The following is a 15,768-nucleotide window of genomic DNA, read 5'->3' as shown; positions in this document are numbered from 1 at the left end:
ACGACAAATTAAAGCGATGTTTATAACAACTCAACTACAACGTTGTAATTAACCATCTATCTGTAGATAACAACTCCCAAAGGTGGTAATGTCATTAAAACGGACTGGTCAAAACCATTCCATTTGGTCTTGGAAGGCTTTATTGTTTTTTTACCTTTTCCGCTTCCAGCATATTTTGCATCATCACTATTGAAAAGTAATTTTAATTGCGTGGTTTTTGGAACTCCAACTCTATAATTCTCTCTTGGAACCGGTGTAAAATTGCAAGCGACAACTATATCATCTTTAGGGTCATCTCCCTTTCTGAGATATGTTATTACTGAATTTTCTTGGTCGTTGTGCTCTATCCACTGGAAACTTTCTGGACTGAACTGCTTTTCGTAAAGTGCTGGATTGTTTTTATAGACTTTGTTTAAATCTTTGATTACTTCTTGAATTCCCGAGTGGAAATCATATTGGGTCAAATGCCAATCCAAACTCTCTTGAAAATCCCATTCTGATGATTGACCGAATTCCGCTCCCATAAACAACAGATTGGTCCCTGGGTGGGTAAACATATATCCAAACAATAGTCTTAAGTTCGCAAAACGCTGCCATTCATCACCTGGCATTCGATACAAAAGTGATTGTTTGCCATAGACCACCTCATCATGGGAAAAAGGTAACATAAAGTTTTCGGTAAAGGCATACGTCATGCTGAAGGTTATCGTATTTAAATCGTAAGATCTATGGATGGGCTCTTTCTTGAAAAATTCCAGCGTATCGTGCATCCATCCCATCATCCATTTCATACCGAAACCAAGTCCTCCCAGATCAACCGGTTTGGAAACTCCCGAAAATGCGGTTGATTCTTCTGCAATAGTCTGTACCCCATTAAAACTTCCGTAAACCTCCTGGTTCATTTCACGAAGGAATGACATGGCCTCCAAATTTTCATTACCTCCATATATGTTGGGTTCCCATTCCCCATCTTCCCTTGAATAATCCAAATACAACATGGAAGCAACAGCATCAACTCGCAGCCCATCCACGTGAAACTGATCTAACCAAAAAACCGCATTACTGATCAAAAAAGCCCGAACCTCATTTCTACCATAATTAAAAATCAAGCTTTTCCAATCTGGATGATACCCCCTTCTTCTATCTGGATGTTCGTACAGATGAGATCCATCAAAAAATCCAAGTCCATGGGCATCCTCCGGAAAATGAGAAGGAACCCAATCCAAAATCACCCCTATTCCCTTTTCGTGGAATTTATCCACCAACAGTTTAAAATCCTCTGGTTTTCCGAATCGAGAAGTTGGCGCAAAGTAACCGGTTAGCTGATATCCCCATGAAGGGTCATAAGGATACTCCATTATCGGCATAAATTCCACATGAGTGAATCCCATATCCGCAACATAGTTCACCAATTCATCCGCCATTTCTACATAGGAAAGAAATTCGTTGCCGTTCTTTTTTTTCCAAGATCCCAAGTGCACTTCGTAAACGGAATAAGGTTTGTCCAAACCATTTTTTTCCTCGCGGGTTTCCATCCATTTTTTATCCTTCCATTGGTAAGGGGCATCCCAAACCATTGAAGCTGTGTTGGGAGGATGTTCGCAAAATCTGGCAAAAGGGTCTGCTTTTTCCGTCCAAATTTCGTTATTATGGGACTGAATTTTGTACTTATATTTACTTCCTTTATCGACTCCCGGAATAAATCCTTCCCAGATACCACTTTCATCCCAACGCACCAATAATTTGTGCTCCTTAGAATTCCAGTGATTAAAATCTCCGACAACAGAAACCGATTTGGCGGAGGGAGCCCAAACTGCAAAATAGGTACCCTTTGTTCCATTGATATCCGTTAGGTGGGAACCTAGCTTTTCATAGAGCCTAAAATGCTTTCCTGATTTAAAAAGGTCAATATCAAAATCGGTGAAAAGACTATGTGCAATAACTTCAGCCATCGTATTTTTTGTTGATTATACTCATAATACCACGAAGTGGTATTACTGCCCAAAGGGGTCTTGAATTCATTTCATATCCCAGTTCGTAAACGGCTTTTTCAAGCATACAATATTCTAAAAGAAAAATACGCTCCTGGGCATACCCAATATTAATATTGTTTTCTTGAATAAGGTCTACATAAGTGCCATAAAAAACATTTATAAAGTAAGCATACAAGATTTCCCCGGCATGGAAGAGTTGTTCTTGGGAATAGGGATATTTATTCTCATTATTGAAAATTGTCGCATAAATGGCATAATGAAACGACCTAAAAATACCTGCGACATCCTTTAAAGGAGGCTGTTTTACCTTTCTATCCCGGATAGTGCTTTCGGGTTCGCCTTCAAAATCGAGCAGGTAGAAATCTTCATCCTTCACCAAAACCTGGCCCAAATGGTAATCTCCATGCACGCGCAAACGCTCCCCTTTCAGTTTTGTCCAGTCGAAATTAATAAAGCGTTTTCTAATCTCATTCTTTCGCTCTAAAAACTCCCGAGCGAGCTCTTCTGACATTCCTGTGAGACGACTTATGTTGTTTTCGACCGTGTTCAATCGGTTTTGAAATTGATAAAGCAATCGGTTTTTAAGCCAGACCTCATAATCCCCATTAAAATGTTCCGGGGTAAATGCGGTATCCTCAAATTCAGAACCCAGCGCTACATGCATTTCGGCAGTTCTTTGGGCAAGAGTCTGAAGTTTTAAAAATATATTCAAGCCAGCCCAGTCGATTATTTGTGGAGGGACATCCGCTATTTGTAATCTTTTGAATAATTCTACTTGAGGAAGGGAGTTTACATCCAGTTTTTTGCGTTCCAAACACTGAAAAATGTCATCTATTTCCTTTAGCATAAATTCCCAAGCATCACCATCGTTGGGTACAAGCTGTTGCATTAGGGCTATGGTGATATTGGCATTATCAGAATCAATAATGCTTAAACTCCCCATATAGGCCGGGGTGTTTTTGAACTCCTTTTTTTCTGAAAGAAAACGGCTCATCTCATAATCAGGGTTCTTATCGGCATAAATACGCCTAAAAAACTTGATTACGTATTTGTCGTTCATGATGATTGAGGTATTGCTTTGCTCCAGTCCCATGAAACGGGAAGAAGTATACTCGGTATCGGTAAAATTTATGCTTTTATGGTATCTGACCCTGGTAGTATCGTTAGGTTCTGCTGTGATCAATCGTTCAAAGACCAATTTTCTAAAGGCTTCCAGATTTAGAGCGTCAATTATAAAGCCTTCTTGACCATTAAGCGTTAAGGGCAGAATTCTATCTTTTTTGGCAAAATTTTCATCAGAAACAAAAGCTATTGGAAGAAAATAATGTTGGTAAAAAGCTTCTTCGAAGTTTATCTCCAAAATAAGCCCATAGTAAACCTCTCCGTGTTGTTGAATCTTAAAATGCTCTTGAAGTTCAATATATTTTAGCTTGCTCGATTTTCCACCATACCATCGTTGTCTAACCACGTAATCTTGTAAAATGGTTGACAAAAATACATCGGTAAAGCTGTTGTCCTCTAACAGCTGTTCCCATGCGATATTGAATTTGTAAGGTGGTTTCAAACTAGTTTGTTTTAATCCTTTATTATGTGAAACAAATGGAAAGGCACATTGGGGTGCAACTCCACAAAATTCCATTCATCATACCAATGATATTTATTTTGGGTAATCTCGTCCTTAATCCGTAATCCCTGTCCATGCTGAATTCCGAGCGCGTGCAACGGAACTTGAACCGTCCCTTGTTGCATATGATGGGAATCAAGACTTATCACAATCAGCATTTCATTGGTTTTGTCTTCGTTCCATTTGTAAAATGCCAGTAAATTCTCATTTTCAACATTACAAAATCTAATATTATTGGTCTGTTGAAGTGCCTCGTGCTTATGACGTGCTCCATTTATTACTCCAATGAAGTGGGTAAGGCCATTCTCAACAGACCAATCCCAATGTCGTATTTCATATTTTTCACAATCCAGATATTCTTCTTTTCCAGGCATAGCGTCGGTAATCATATATTCAAATATGGGTCCGTAAATGCCCAAGTTACCGCTTAAGGTTGCCGCCAACGCATACCGTATCAAATGCATGGATTCATTGGCACCTTGTAGGTGATATGGATTAATATCAGGAGTATTTGGCCAAAAATTTGGTCGATAATACTCCCGCATTTCGGTTTGGGTGAGCTCTGTAACATATTCAATAAGTTCGTGCTTGCTAACTCTCCAGGTAAAATACGTATAAGACTGTGAAAATCCTTGTTTGGCCAATTGCTGCATCACCTTTGGTCTTGAAAATGCCTCCGCCAAAAACAGGATGTCCGGATGCTCTTTTTTCACCTCGGCAATCAGCCAATGCCAGAAATAATAGGGTTTGGTATGGGGATTGTCCACCCGAAAAACCTTTACACCAATATTTACCCAATGTATCACTACACTTAAAAGTTCGTCCCACAGGGCTTTGTAATCTTTTGTTTCAAAATAAAAATTAACGATGTCCTGATACTTTTTTGGGGGATTTTCGGCATATTGAATCGTTCCATCAGGTCGTTTCCTAAACCATTCTGGATGTTCAGAAACATAGGGATGGTCCGGTGCAGCTTGAAAGGCAAGGTCCATTGCTATCTCAATACCCATTTCATCCGCCTTTTTCACCAGCTTTTTAAAATCTTTTTCTGTTCCCAGTTCCGGATGGATGGACTTGTGGCCTCCATGTTTTGAGCCAATTCCCCATGGCACGCCCGAATCACCTTCTTTGGCGTCCACAGTGTTGTTTTTTCCTTTTCGGTTTACCTCGCCAATGGGATGGATTGGTGGAAAATAAAGGGTGTCAAAGCCCATTTTTGCAATGCGCGGCAACAACTTCTCACAATCCGTGAAAGTTCCATGTTCACCCTCTTTTGGGGAGGAAGAACGTGGAAAAAATTCATACCATGTGCTGAAATTTGCTTTTTTACGGTCCACATATACCTGCAATTCTTTGCTTTCATTGGCCAAAATGCGTTGGGGATACTTTAGAAACAGTTTCTTCAATGTATCGGACACAGCAAAATTTACAGCCTCAATATAGCTTGATTCATCTTCAAACTTGGAAATCCATTCATTTAGACCTTGTTTATCTTTCGTTCCAACTTTTTTAACCAAAAACTTAAGGTACTGCACGCCATCCAGAAGTTCGCTTTTAAGATGCTGTCCGTCCGACAGTTTAGCCTCAACTCCATGTTGCCAATTAAGGGCGTAATCCACCCAGCCCCTAACTTTGTAGGAATAAAACCCTTGTTTTTCAACTTGGAATGAAGCTTGGTATACATCGTTGCCCAGATGTTCCATGCGCGCTTCGGCATATTTTTTTTGGCCCTCATGCATGTAAAGCAGCTCGGCCTGCATCACGTCATGTCCATCTGGAAGAATATCGGCGGTTACCAGAACACTTTCTCCAAGAGTTCGTTTGATAAAAAATTCACCGGATTCCAGTTGTGGTGCGATGTTGTCAATAACCACCCGCTGTTGCCTGTACATAGTTGAGTTGAGTTAGTCGTTGTTATAAATATAGAAATTAAACCTACAATTTAACAGCGCTTGACGCATTATTCTTCCCGCAATCGTTATAGTAAAAAAATTTATGGAACGCTTTTTGATTTTGTTACAAAAACAAACGAAATATATACAAATCAAAATTCAAAAATCATGAATAAGCTTAGTACTATTATTGGCATATTTATCATACTATTTACAGCCTCATGTGAAGGTCCCGAGGGCCCTCCAGGATTTGATGGCCGCGACGGATTGGATGGCCTTGACGGTCAGGATGGTATTCAAGGACAGGTAGTTGAGGTTGACGGGGTCAATTTCGACTATGATGCAAGCGGCAATATATTTACCTCATTAATTACCTTCAGCGATGTTACCGATTTTGAAGTCTTTGAATCCGATGCTGTTCTGGTATATCGTTTTGATGGCACCATTGACTTAGATGATGGCAGCACTGCTGATGCCTGGAGCCAGATTCCCCAAAGTTTCTTTTTGCCAGAAGGCACCATTCAATATGTAATGGCCCATACATTTGTGGACCTGGAACTGTTTATTGATGGTAATTTTGACCTCTCCGCAATAGATACCGCTTTTACAGATAATCAATCCTTTAGGATTGTTTTTGTTCCAAGTGTATTTGCGAATGGGTCTAAAATGGACACTTCAAATGTGGCAAACGTGATGGGGGCTTTGGGCATCAAGGAAAGTGACGTCAAAAAAATAAAAATGGATTAAATCCCTCAAAAATGCTAACTTAAAATCCTACCGTGTTTCGGTGGGATTTTTTTTGGCCTATTTTTGAAAGGTGGTGCAACAAAAAACGTCTATTTTAAAAAAATGATGTCATGGTGAAAAAGTTGCTTTTAATTGTTGTTTTAATTCTCTCTGGATGCAAAGGTGTTTCCCAGGAGGAAAAGCAAAAATCCAAAGAAGAACAGGAAAATGAAGTCACCTACGCCATTACCAAAACAGACGCTCAATGGAGAGCTGAACTTACGGATATGGAGTATTATGTCCTTCGGAAAGCCGCTACGGAGAATGCCTTTACAAGTGATTTGCTCGACAATAAAGAAAAAGGCACCTATGTATGTGCCGCCTGTGCCACCCCATTGTTTAGAAGTGAATATAAATTTGATTCAGGAACGGGTTGGCCAAGTTTTGACAGGGAAATTGAAGGTAATGTTGCCTACGATGTGGATTATAAAATAGGTTATCCAAGAACTGAGGAACACTGTGCTACTTGTGGAGGCCATTTGGGCCATGTTTTTAATGATGGCCCTCAAAATACCACCGGAAAAAGACATTGCATCAACGGTGTAGCTTTGGATTTTATTCCCGATTGAAAATGGCAATCAAATTGTGGTATTTGCTATCTTGGGGAATCAAAAGCTCAAAATAACCGACCATGATCAATTTCTTTAGAAAAATTCGGAAACGATTACTTTCAGAAAACCGGATTTCCAAATATTTACTTTACGCATTTGGTGAGATTATCCTTGTGGTAATTGGTATTTTGATTGCACTGCAAATCAACAATTGGAACCAAAACAGATTGGACAGGAATTTTGAAAAAACCATGCTTAAAGAGGTTCTCAGCGCATTGGAATCTGATCGGGAAATTTATGAGATAATTAATTTTAGGATGTCCCAAAAAAAAGAAGGTATTCAAGAATTATTGCAAATGGTGGCTTCCGACGCAACTTATCCCGATACCGTCTTGCTCAAAGCTTACAATAAAATGTCGCTTGGAGCATCGTTTAACTATAATAGAGGTGGATATGAAGCGATAAAATCAGTGGGATTGGATAAAATTTCCAATGATTCTACAAGGCAAGGGCTTATCACTTTTTATGAACACCATTTTCCGCGAGTGGAAAGATTCTTTAATTCAGTGGATAGGTTCGAGTACAACAAACGATATAAACTGGACCTCCATAACGCCTTGTGGAAAAGAATTTCGATACAATTACCAGATAAAAGTTGGAAATTGGTAAGCAGGCCCGTGGATAGTGAAAGTTTTCTAAAACAACCCGAACTGGTAGACCGAATTAAAATTGCACAAGACAACCTAAGTAGAATTAATAGCACCTTAGGTTATTTGAAAGATGTTGTTGAATCTTGTACAGATTTGGTTGAAAAAGAATTAAATAAAATATAAATGGACAAAAAATACGATATCGAAAAAACGGATGCCGAATGGAGAGAAAAGCTCTCCCCAGAAGAATATTATGTATTGCGCCAAAAAGGTACCGAAAGGCCCCATACCGGTGAGTACAACCTTCATTTTGAAAATGGGGATTACCATTGCAGGGCCTGTAATGCAAAACTTTTTAATAGTGACAACAAATTTGAAAGTGGTTGCGGCTGGCCATCATTTGACCAAGCCGTTGAGGGTGCCATTGAATATATCAGGGATACCTCCCACGGCATGATTCGTACAGAAACGGTCTGTTCCAATTGTGGTGGCCATTTGGGGCATGTTTTTAATGATGGTCCGCAAGAAACTACAGGACAGCGCTATTGCATCAATTCAGTAAGTATCGGATTTGACCCAGAACAAAAATGAAATTCCAAGAAAATTATCTAAAAAGTGTCCAATTTGAGTTCCGGCGATATAAAACAATGGGAGACAAGACGTTTGCCCAACTGTCGGAGGAAGAGATACATTGGAAATACATGGAAACGGACAACTCTTTGGCCATTATTGTGAAGCATATGGTCGGAAATATGTTAAGTCGTTGGACCAACTTCCTTACCGAGGACGGTGAAAAAACATGGCGTAACAGGGAAATGGAGTTTGAAGGTGAATATAAATCAAAAGCAGCAATGTTGGAAGCATGGGAAAAGGGGTGGAAATGTCTATTTGATGCATTGGAAAGCTTAAATTCTTCAAATTTCGATTCCAAAATCAAGATAAGGGCCCAAGAACATACCATAGTTGAGGCCATAAACCGACAATTGGCACATTATGCAAGTCATGTAGGGCAAATTGCATTCCTGGGAAAAATGCTAAGAGGTCAAGATTGGGTTTCACTTTCGGTTCCCAAAGGAGGTTCTGAAGCGTTCAATAAAAAAATGTTCGGAAATTCCAATTCTTGAATTCTCCACGATAACATTTCTACGCATTCAAATCTTGGTATTTGCTGTCATATTTGCGTACTTTTGCACTTCATTTTTAACAACTAAAATCAAAAACTAATGAGCAACTTCGATGTAATTGTTTTGGGTAGTGGTCCTGGTGGATATGTAACGGCAATTAGAGCCGCACAACTTGGATTCAAAACAGCCATTGTGGAAAAGGAAAGTTTGGGAGGTGTATGTCTTAATTGGGGATGTATCCCTACCAAAGCACTTCTGAAGTCTGCTCAAGTATTTGAATACTTAAAACACGCCGAGGATTATGGTTTGAGCGCCAAAAAAGTAGAGCACGACTTTGATGCCGTAATCAAAAGAAGTAGAGGGGTAGCCGATGGAATGAGTAAGGGCATCCAGTTTTTGATGAAAAAGAACAAAATCGAAGTTCTCAACGGTTTTGGAAAAATACAACCCGGCAAAAAAGTATTGGTCAAAGGAGAACATGGCGATCCAGCTGAGTACTCCGCCGACCATATTATTATTGCTACCGGTGCAAGAAGCAGAGAATTACCAAGTCTTCCACAAGATGGTAAAAAGGTAATCGGCTATCGTGAAGCTATGTCCCTTGAAAAACAACCCAAGAAAATGATTGTTGTTGGGAGTGGTGCCATTGGAATTGAGTTTGCCTATTTCTATAATTCTATGGGCACAGAGGTCACCGTTGTAGAGTATTTGCCCAACATTGTTCCTATTGAAGATGAAGATGTTTCCAAACAATTGGAAAGAAGCTTTAAAAAAGCTGGTGTAAAAATAAAGACTTCCGCCGAAGTTACCCATGTGGATACTTCTGGTGATGGTGTTAAAGCAACCGTTAAAACTTCTAAAGGAGAAGAAGTATTGGAAGCTGACATTTTGCTTTCGGCTGTGGGAATCAAGACCAACATTGAAAATATTGGTTTGGAAGATGTTGGAATCGCTGTGGATAGGGATAAAATTTTGGTGAACGATTACTACCAAACAAATATTCCAGGATATTATGCCATTGGGGATGTTACTCCCGGACAGGCGTTGGCCCATGTTGCCTCTGCCGAAGGTATTCTTTGTGTTGAAAAAATAGCTGGAATGCATGTGGAAGCACTGGACTACGGAAATATTCCAGGATGCACCTATTGTGTACCTGAGGTAGCTTCTGTTGGCCTTACAGAGAAACAAGCCAAAGAACAAGGTTATGATATCAAAGTAGGTAAATTTCCTTTTTCAGCAAGTGGAAAAGCAAAAGCTTCTGGAACTCCTGATGGTTTTGTAAAAGTAATTTTCGATGCCAAATACGGTGAGTGGTTAGGTTGTCATATGATCGGTGTCGGTGTTACCGACATGATTGCCGAAGCAGTGGTTGCCCGAAAATTGGAAACCACCGGGCATGAAGTATTGAAATCGGTTCATCCACACCCAACCATGAGTGAAGCCGTGATGGAGGCCGTTGCCGATGCTTATGATGAAGTAATCCATTTATAGCCCATGCTCAGATTATTTAGGTCAACGGCTATATTGGAAGGAATCTCCTATCTTTTGTTGTTTGGATTTACCATGCCTCTTAAATACTGGGCAGATATTTTAGAACCCAATAAGATTGTAGGCTATATACACGGAGTATTGTTTATCGCATATGTTGCCATTGCTGTAATTTTTTGCTGGAAACATAAATGGGGCTTCAAAAGGTTTAGTGTACTTTTTATTGCATCCCTCCTACCATTTGGAACTTTTTATGTGGATAAGAAATATTTGAAAGTAGTCTAGTTGATAAAACTACAAATCGCCAAATCATAGCTCTGCAGGCCAAATCCCAAAATCACTCCTTTGGCACCCGAAGAAATGTAGGAAACATGTCTAAAATCCTCCCTTTTATGCGTATTCGAAATGTGCACTTCAACAAGCGGGGTGTTTATGGCTTTAACTGCATCACCGATACCAACGGAGGTATGTGTGTAAGATGCGGCATTTAAAACAATGCCATCATATTCAAAGCCGACTTCCTGGATTTTGTCTATCAATTCCCCTTCAATATTGGATTGAAAATATTCCAGTTCCACTTGTGGAAATTTTTGTTGCAATTCGGAAAAATAGTCCTCGAAAGTAGTATTCCCATATACTTCTGGCTCGCGTTTGCCTAGAAGGTTCAGGTTGGGGCCGTTGATAATCATCAGTTTCATAAGCTAAAAGTACCAATAATTTTGAGGCATAAAAAAAGCGGAAGCAATTTACTTCCGCCAATAAATAATCTATTTGGAATTTTTAGTTAAATCTATAACCAACGCCAGCGGTCAAGGTGTTGATGTCGACAACATCTCCAAAATCTCCTCCTCTTGAGACCTGCAGTCCATATCGGGCTTCCACAAACCAGTTGTCGTCAATTTGGAAACCTCCTCCAACGGCAATATCCAATCCAAATTCTCCATCTGGAAGATCTTCCAATAGGTAGTTGATCTGTGGTCCAGCTTGAATGTTGAATTTATCGGAAACGTTATATTTTACCATCACCGGGATATACAAGGAAGTTAGATCATCAACAACGCTTAATAAAACAGATGGCTCAATGTCAATCTCCTCGGAAGCTTCAAAGTTGTAGCCACCACCGACGTAAAATCCAAGTTCGCTGTCACTTACGTCACCAAAAAAGGCATCCCCCGTATCAACGCTCATTGATACGTTATTGAAACCTGCTTTGACCGCAAAGCCTTCTTGCCCTTGGGTTGTTAAAACGAAACCAGCTAAAAATAATGCTGAAACAAATAATTTTCTCATGATGAATATGTTTAGTTAAGACTACAAATATACCATGAGCATAATTTTTAATGTTGTAGGAAAATTAAAATGTTTTTATTATATAAATCCGATACATCTGGGATTTTACACCAAAATCTATCTCGAAAGGAACTCAAAATGACGCGATTCAAATATCCATCGTAGTCAATTAAAAAAGGCAGGAAAATACCTGCCTTAATATATAGCTTTATGTTTGACGCCTATTTAAATGCAAATTGCAATCCAAAACCAAATGCGCCAACTTCATTATCAAAACCATCACTAAACACAATTGAAGGTCGCCAGTCGAAATTAGCCACAAATGGCACCCCATTGATTTTAAAATCCAATCCTAAATGTGGTCGTAAAGCAAAAACATTATCAAAACCATCAACCAAAATAATACTTGGACCAGCTCCTGCATACCATCTTAGCCCCGAGGCACCACTAATTTGTTTGTGATACGAGTACAAGGCCGTAATTATGGTTGCATTATCCTCGAATCCCAAATCCGCTTGTCCCACATGATTGGAAGTAAAAAAATATTTTGCGGTTGCACCAACAAAGGTAGCCCCCTCCAATGCGGTGTCAACACCTAGGCCAAGGGCAAATTTATAATTTGTTTGAGCCTTACATGTAATTGCAAATAATAAGAGAAGGGCAGATGCAAATAGTAATTTTTTCATTTTATGAGTATTTATGGTTATTAATTACTGATTTGGGTGTTTTGGCCCAATGACCAAAACGTTACTTTAACCAACTCATAAAACTGTATTTGCCGTCTCCTAGGAAATTGTGCTAGAACAAGAACAAAATACCAACGGTAGCAATTGAAAATGTACCGTTATTGCTTACACCAATGTAAGACACATTTAATTCGGTGTTGCCCGTAATATTGTATCCCACAATGGGTCTGTAATACAAGCCCCCTTCGTTGCCAGCATTGATTCCAACCGCATATCCGGCATCGACTCCTAACTTAAAGCTATAGGTCGGGTATATTCGAACTGAGGCGGCCAAAGGAAGAAATTGAAAATCCTCAAACTCTGTTTGAACAATAACACCTCCACCTGAAGCTTCTGCAGTATCTCCAAAAGCATTGATAAAACCAGTGGCAAAGCCTGCATCCAGTAATTCGGAAACACCCCAGTGATAATTGAAATCCAATCCAATACTAAAACTGGATATGTCCGCAGCATCCCCAACCGGAATACCTGCATTTAATCCTGCTTTAATATTGCTTCTATCTTGGGCCGATAGTGAAACGCATAACACAAATACAGTAATGATCGTTAGTACTATTTTCTTCATAATTGTTAAATTTTACCTAAAAGTAAACGTAACCTGAACCAATAAAGTATTCCGTATGGTCAAAATCAACTGTCACAACAATTAGTCAGAAACAGGTTGTGAATCTATCCAAATTCACTTTTGGGGTCTAGGCAAACTTGACCAAAGTGCCATATCAATTGACCAAACACCATATTTTGACCAACAGCACAAAAATATTTGTGGCTATCTTTAAACAATGAATTGGGAGCAGGCCTTACAGGATTACCAACATTATTTAAAGATAGAGCGTGGTCTTTCCGATAACTCCATTTCCAGCTATGCACAAGACCTTCAAAAATTGATAAATTACCTTGTTTCTTTCGAAAATGGGGAGTCACCCGTTCAAATTCAACAAGAAACCATCCAAGCCTTTGTCTATGAAATAGCCAAAACGGTGAACCCGCGCTCGCAGGCCAGAGCCATTTCTTGCTTGAAAGGTTTCTTTAACTATTTGGTCTTTGAGGATTACCGACCAGACAACCCGATGGATTTAATCGAGACTCCTAAAATTGGGAGAAAACTACCCGACACCTTGTCCATTGATGAAATAAACGACCTCATTGGCGCCATTGACCTGTCAAAACCCGAAGGAGAACGTAATCGTGCTATTTTGGAAACTTTATATGGTTGTGGACTTCGTGTATCAGAATTGATAGGCCTAAAGCTTTCCGATCTATATTTTGATGAGGATTTTGTAAAGGTAACGGGTAAAGGAAACAAGCAACGTTTTGTTCCCATCAGCTCCATAAACAAAAAATACATCAACATTTATAGGAATGAAATACGAGTTCATTTACCCATCCAAAAGGAGCACCAAGATTTTCTTTTTCTCAATCGCAGGGGAAAACAGCTTACCAGAGCCATGATATTTACAATCATAAAAAGGCTCGCTGAAAAAATTGGGTTGAAAAAAAATATCAGCCCACACACTTTCCGACATTCTTTCGCTACCCATTTATTGGAAAACGGCGCCGATTTGAGGGCCATTCAACAAATGTTGGGGCATTCCAGTATCACCACCACGGAAATTTATATGCACGTGAACCGTAAACATCTTGCAGATGTGTTACAAACCTATCATCCAAGAAAATGAAGTTGCTAAAATTTCAGTCTTGTGCCAAATTCCAAGCGGGTTCTAGCTCCGTCAAATCCGATTTTATCGAATTTAGGATCACCCAGAGGAGTAATCAATTTGGCTTCCATCAGTAAATTTGGTTTGACATCATATCCTGCTCCTATGAACATTTCCCTTCTTGGTATGGGATTTGGGTATCCTTGGCCCTCATTCAATAAATCGAACTCCCATGAATGTCCTCCATTAAAAAAAATCCTTTTCGAAACAAACTGTTTCAACGAGGTCGAAAACATAATCCTATCTGCAAAATAGGTGCGGAAATGGTCTCCTCCGATAATCAAATCCGTGGTTTCACCCAATGGAAAATGGATTTTGAACCATGCATAGTTGGAAACTGGGTCAAAGCTAGGATAGTCAAAACCATCAATATAAATTGGCGTTTCTCTTGTTGCTGAAGAACTATTGGAAATCTGTGCGGTACTCTTATTGGAAAGTGTCAACAAGAACATCAAAATTAATATAGGTACCGATTTCGACATGGTTAAATATTTGCTTCAAGTTACCATATCAATCTTTCGGCCAGTACAATTTTTGCTAAACTTTAACCTCAGATACCGCCAAACTGGTGCTTATTCTACAGGAACTTCTATTTCTGTAGCCCTCTGTTCTCTTTTATACGGACGGATAATAAGTCTGGCCTCTCTATCAAAACGGATATAATTATATACCCAGTTGATGAACACCACTACCCTATTTCGAAAACCGATTAAAAAGTATAAATGGACAAACATCCACACGAACCAGGCAAAGACTCCTTGGAACTTGAATCGAGGCAAATCGCATACGGCCTTGTTTCTTCCCACGGTAGCCATATTTCCTTTATCGCGATAGGTAAAAGGTTTTAGGGGCTTGTTCTCCAATAATCGAACTAAATTTTCGCCAAGATTCTCGCCTTGTTGAATTGCCGGTTGTGCCATCATGGGATGACCTTCTGGAAAGGCTTCGGTTTCCATTTGAGCAACATCGCCAACGGCAAAGATCTCTTTAAACCCTTCAACTTGATTGAATCTGTTCACCTTTAATCGATCGCCCCTGCAAAGCACTTCTTTGGCGTTTAACCCATCAAGGCAAACTGCCTGAACTCCCGCTGCCCAAACCAAGGTGGCAGATTCAAATGACAAATCTTGGTCTGTGGTCACATGTTTTCCATCATAATCGGTAACTCTAACGTCTTTCCACACATTTACTCCCAACTTTTCCAAAAACCGTTCTGCCTTGCTTGAAGCAATTTCGCTCATGGCCGGAAGAATTCGGTCGCTTCCCTGCACCAAATTGATTTGTGCCCTTCGTGTATCCAAATCAGGATAATCCTTGGGCAGGATACCTTTCTTTATTTCGGCCAAAGCACCAGCCAATTCCACTCCCGTTGGACCTCCACCTACAATCACAAAATTCATCAAGGCATCCCGTTCATGAAGATCGTCGGTGAGCAAAGCCTGCTCAAAATTCTCCAAAATAAGACTACGCAGGTTCAGCGACTGGGGAACAGTCTTCATAGCCATACCTTTCTCCTCGATATTTTTGTTTCCAAAGAAATTTGTCTCTGATCCTGTTGCAACAACCAAATAATCATATCCTATAGCACCAATGTTTGTCTTCAATCTTTTATTCCCCGTATCCACTTGGTGCACCTCTGCCAATCGAAAATAAAAATTAGGGTATCCCTGCAACACCTTTCGGATGGGATAGGCAATAGAATCTGGCTCCAATCCACCTGTGGAAACTTGATACAACAAAGGTTGAAATGTGTGGTAATTGTGCTTGTCCAACAGCACCACCTGCACTTCTTTTTTAGATAACTTTTTAGCTAAAGCGATGCCTCCAAAACCACCGCCAATAATAACGATTCGGGGAAGACTTGATTGCGGAATATTCATACTTGACATGTATACAAATTTACGA

The 15,768-nt window shown here is 39.7% G+C and carries 17 protein-coding genes; 8 read left to right on the top strand and 9 right to left on the bottom strand.

Annotated elements, in window-relative coordinates; translation table 11 throughout:
- Positions 1-56: 56 nt before the first annotated feature.
- From glgB to ACULLG_RS09760, 3 genes are read right to left on the bottom strand one after another with little or no spacing between them, the layout of a single operon-like run.
- On the bottom strand, positions 57-1,952 hold the full coding sequence (gene glgB, locus ACULLG_RS09770) for a 1,4-alpha-glucan branching protein GlgB (protein ID WP_452126610.1): 1,896 nt from the start codon (positions 1,950-1,952) through the stop codon (positions 57-59).
- Positions 1,945-3,633, bottom strand: coding sequence for a trehalose synthase (locus tag ACULLG_RS09765; protein ID WP_452126609.1), 1,689 nt, complete (start codon positions 3,631-3,633; stop codon positions 1,945-1,947). Before ACULLG_RS09765 ends, glgB begins: the two co-directional genes overlap by 8 nt.
- Positions 3,570-5,510: an alpha-1,4-glucan--maltose-1-phosphate maltosyltransferase gene (locus ACULLG_RS09760; RefSeq protein WP_452126608.1), complete on the bottom strand. Its 1,941-nt coding sequence runs from the start codon at positions 5,508-5,510 to the stop codon at positions 3,570-3,572. Before ACULLG_RS09760 ends, ACULLG_RS09765 begins: the two co-directional genes overlap by 64 nt.
- A gap of 168 nt (positions 5,511-5,678) precedes the next feature.
- Between ACULLG_RS09760 and ACULLG_RS09755 the strand changes: the two genes are divergently transcribed.
- From ACULLG_RS09755 to ACULLG_RS09725, 7 genes are all read left to right on the top strand, one after another.
- Complete coding sequence (locus tag ACULLG_RS09755) at positions 5,679-6,257, top strand: collagen-like protein (RefSeq protein ID WP_452126607.1); 579 nt, start codon at positions 5,679-5,681, stop codon at positions 6,255-6,257.
- Positions 6,258-6,367: 110 nt separating this feature from the next.
- On the top strand, positions 6,368-6,865 hold the full coding sequence (msrB, locus tag ACULLG_RS09750) for a peptide-methionine (R)-S-oxide reductase MsrB (RefSeq protein ID WP_452126606.1): 498 nt from the start codon (positions 6,368-6,370) through the stop codon (positions 6,863-6,865).
- Positions 6,866-6,927: 62 nt separating this feature from the next.
- Positions 6,928-7,680: a DUF6090 family protein gene (locus ACULLG_RS09745; protein ID WP_452126605.1), complete on the top strand. Its 753-nt coding sequence runs from the start codon at positions 6,928-6,930 to the stop codon at positions 7,678-7,680.
- A complete protein-coding gene (gene msrB / locus ACULLG_RS09740; RefSeq protein ID WP_452126604.1) occupies positions 7,681-8,088 on the top strand; it encodes a peptide-methionine (R)-S-oxide reductase MsrB in 408 nt (135 codons plus the stop codon).
- Entirely contained in the window at positions 8,085-8,621 is a 537-nt protein-coding gene (locus ACULLG_RS09735; protein WP_452126603.1) for a DUF1572 family protein, read from the top strand. Before msrB (ACULLG_RS09740) ends, ACULLG_RS09735 begins: the two co-directional genes overlap by 4 nt.
- Positions 8,622-8,720: 99 nt before the next feature.
- On the top strand, positions 8,721-10,112 hold the full coding sequence (lpdA, locus tag ACULLG_RS09730) for a dihydrolipoyl dehydrogenase (RefSeq protein ID WP_452126602.1): 1,392 nt from the start codon (positions 8,721-8,723) through the stop codon (positions 10,110-10,112).
- A 3-nt stretch (positions 10,113-10,115) separates the two neighbouring features.
- Entirely contained in the window at positions 10,116-10,394 is a 279-nt protein-coding gene (locus ACULLG_RS09725) for a DUF3817 domain-containing protein (protein ID WP_452126601.1), read from the top strand.
- On the opposite strand, the gene aroQ is transcribed toward ACULLG_RS09725, so the two are convergent.
- The 4 genes from aroQ to ACULLG_RS09705 form a co-directional block, all read right to left on the bottom strand.
- Entirely contained in the window at positions 10,391-10,807 is a 417-nt protein-coding gene (gene aroQ, locus ACULLG_RS09720) for a type II 3-dehydroquinate dehydratase (RefSeq protein WP_452126600.1), read from the bottom strand. The two genes, ACULLG_RS09725 and aroQ, sit on opposite strands and share 4 nt — an antisense overlap.
- 82 nt (positions 10,808-10,889) lie before the next feature.
- Positions 10,890-11,399, bottom strand: a complete 510-nt coding sequence (locus ACULLG_RS09715; RefSeq protein WP_452126599.1) for an outer membrane beta-barrel protein — start codon at positions 11,397-11,399, stop codon at positions 10,890-10,892.
- A gap of 221 nt (positions 11,400-11,620) precedes the next feature.
- Positions 11,621-12,085: a hypothetical protein gene (locus ACULLG_RS09710; RefSeq protein WP_452126598.1), complete on the bottom strand. Its 465-nt coding sequence runs from the start codon at positions 12,083-12,085 to the stop codon at positions 11,621-11,623.
- A gap of 112 nt (positions 12,086-12,197) precedes the next feature.
- Positions 12,198-12,710, bottom strand: a complete 513-nt coding sequence (locus ACULLG_RS09705) for a hypothetical protein (protein WP_452126597.1) — start codon at positions 12,708-12,710, stop codon at positions 12,198-12,200.
- Positions 12,711-12,927: 217 nt separating this feature from the next.
- On the opposite strand from ACULLG_RS09705, the gene xerD reads away from it, so the two are divergent.
- The gene (xerD, locus tag ACULLG_RS09700) at positions 12,928-13,824 is read left to right on the top strand and encodes a site-specific tyrosine recombinase XerD (protein ID WP_452126596.1); all 897 of its coding nucleotides are present in this window, start codon (positions 12,928-12,930) and stop codon (positions 13,822-13,824) included.
- Between the two features lie 5 nt (positions 13,825-13,829).
- Here xerD and ACULLG_RS09695 read toward each other — a convergent pair whose 3' ends face one another.
- Together ACULLG_RS09695 and ACULLG_RS09690 are read right to left on the bottom strand one after the other, a co-directional pair.
- Complete coding sequence (locus ACULLG_RS09695) at positions 13,830-14,345, bottom strand: hypothetical protein (RefSeq protein WP_452126595.1); 516 nt, start codon at positions 14,343-14,345, stop codon at positions 13,830-13,832.
- 90 nt (positions 14,346-14,435) lie between these two features.
- Complete coding sequence (locus ACULLG_RS09690; RefSeq protein ID WP_452127960.1) at positions 14,436-15,743, bottom strand: NAD(P)/FAD-dependent oxidoreductase; 1,308 nt, start codon at positions 15,741-15,743, stop codon at positions 14,436-14,438.
- Positions 15,744-15,768: the final 25 nt, after the last annotated feature.

Source organism: Flagellimonas sp. 2504JD1-5, assembly GCF_053618295.1.
This window is presented reverse-complemented; position numbering and strand designations above follow the sequence as displayed.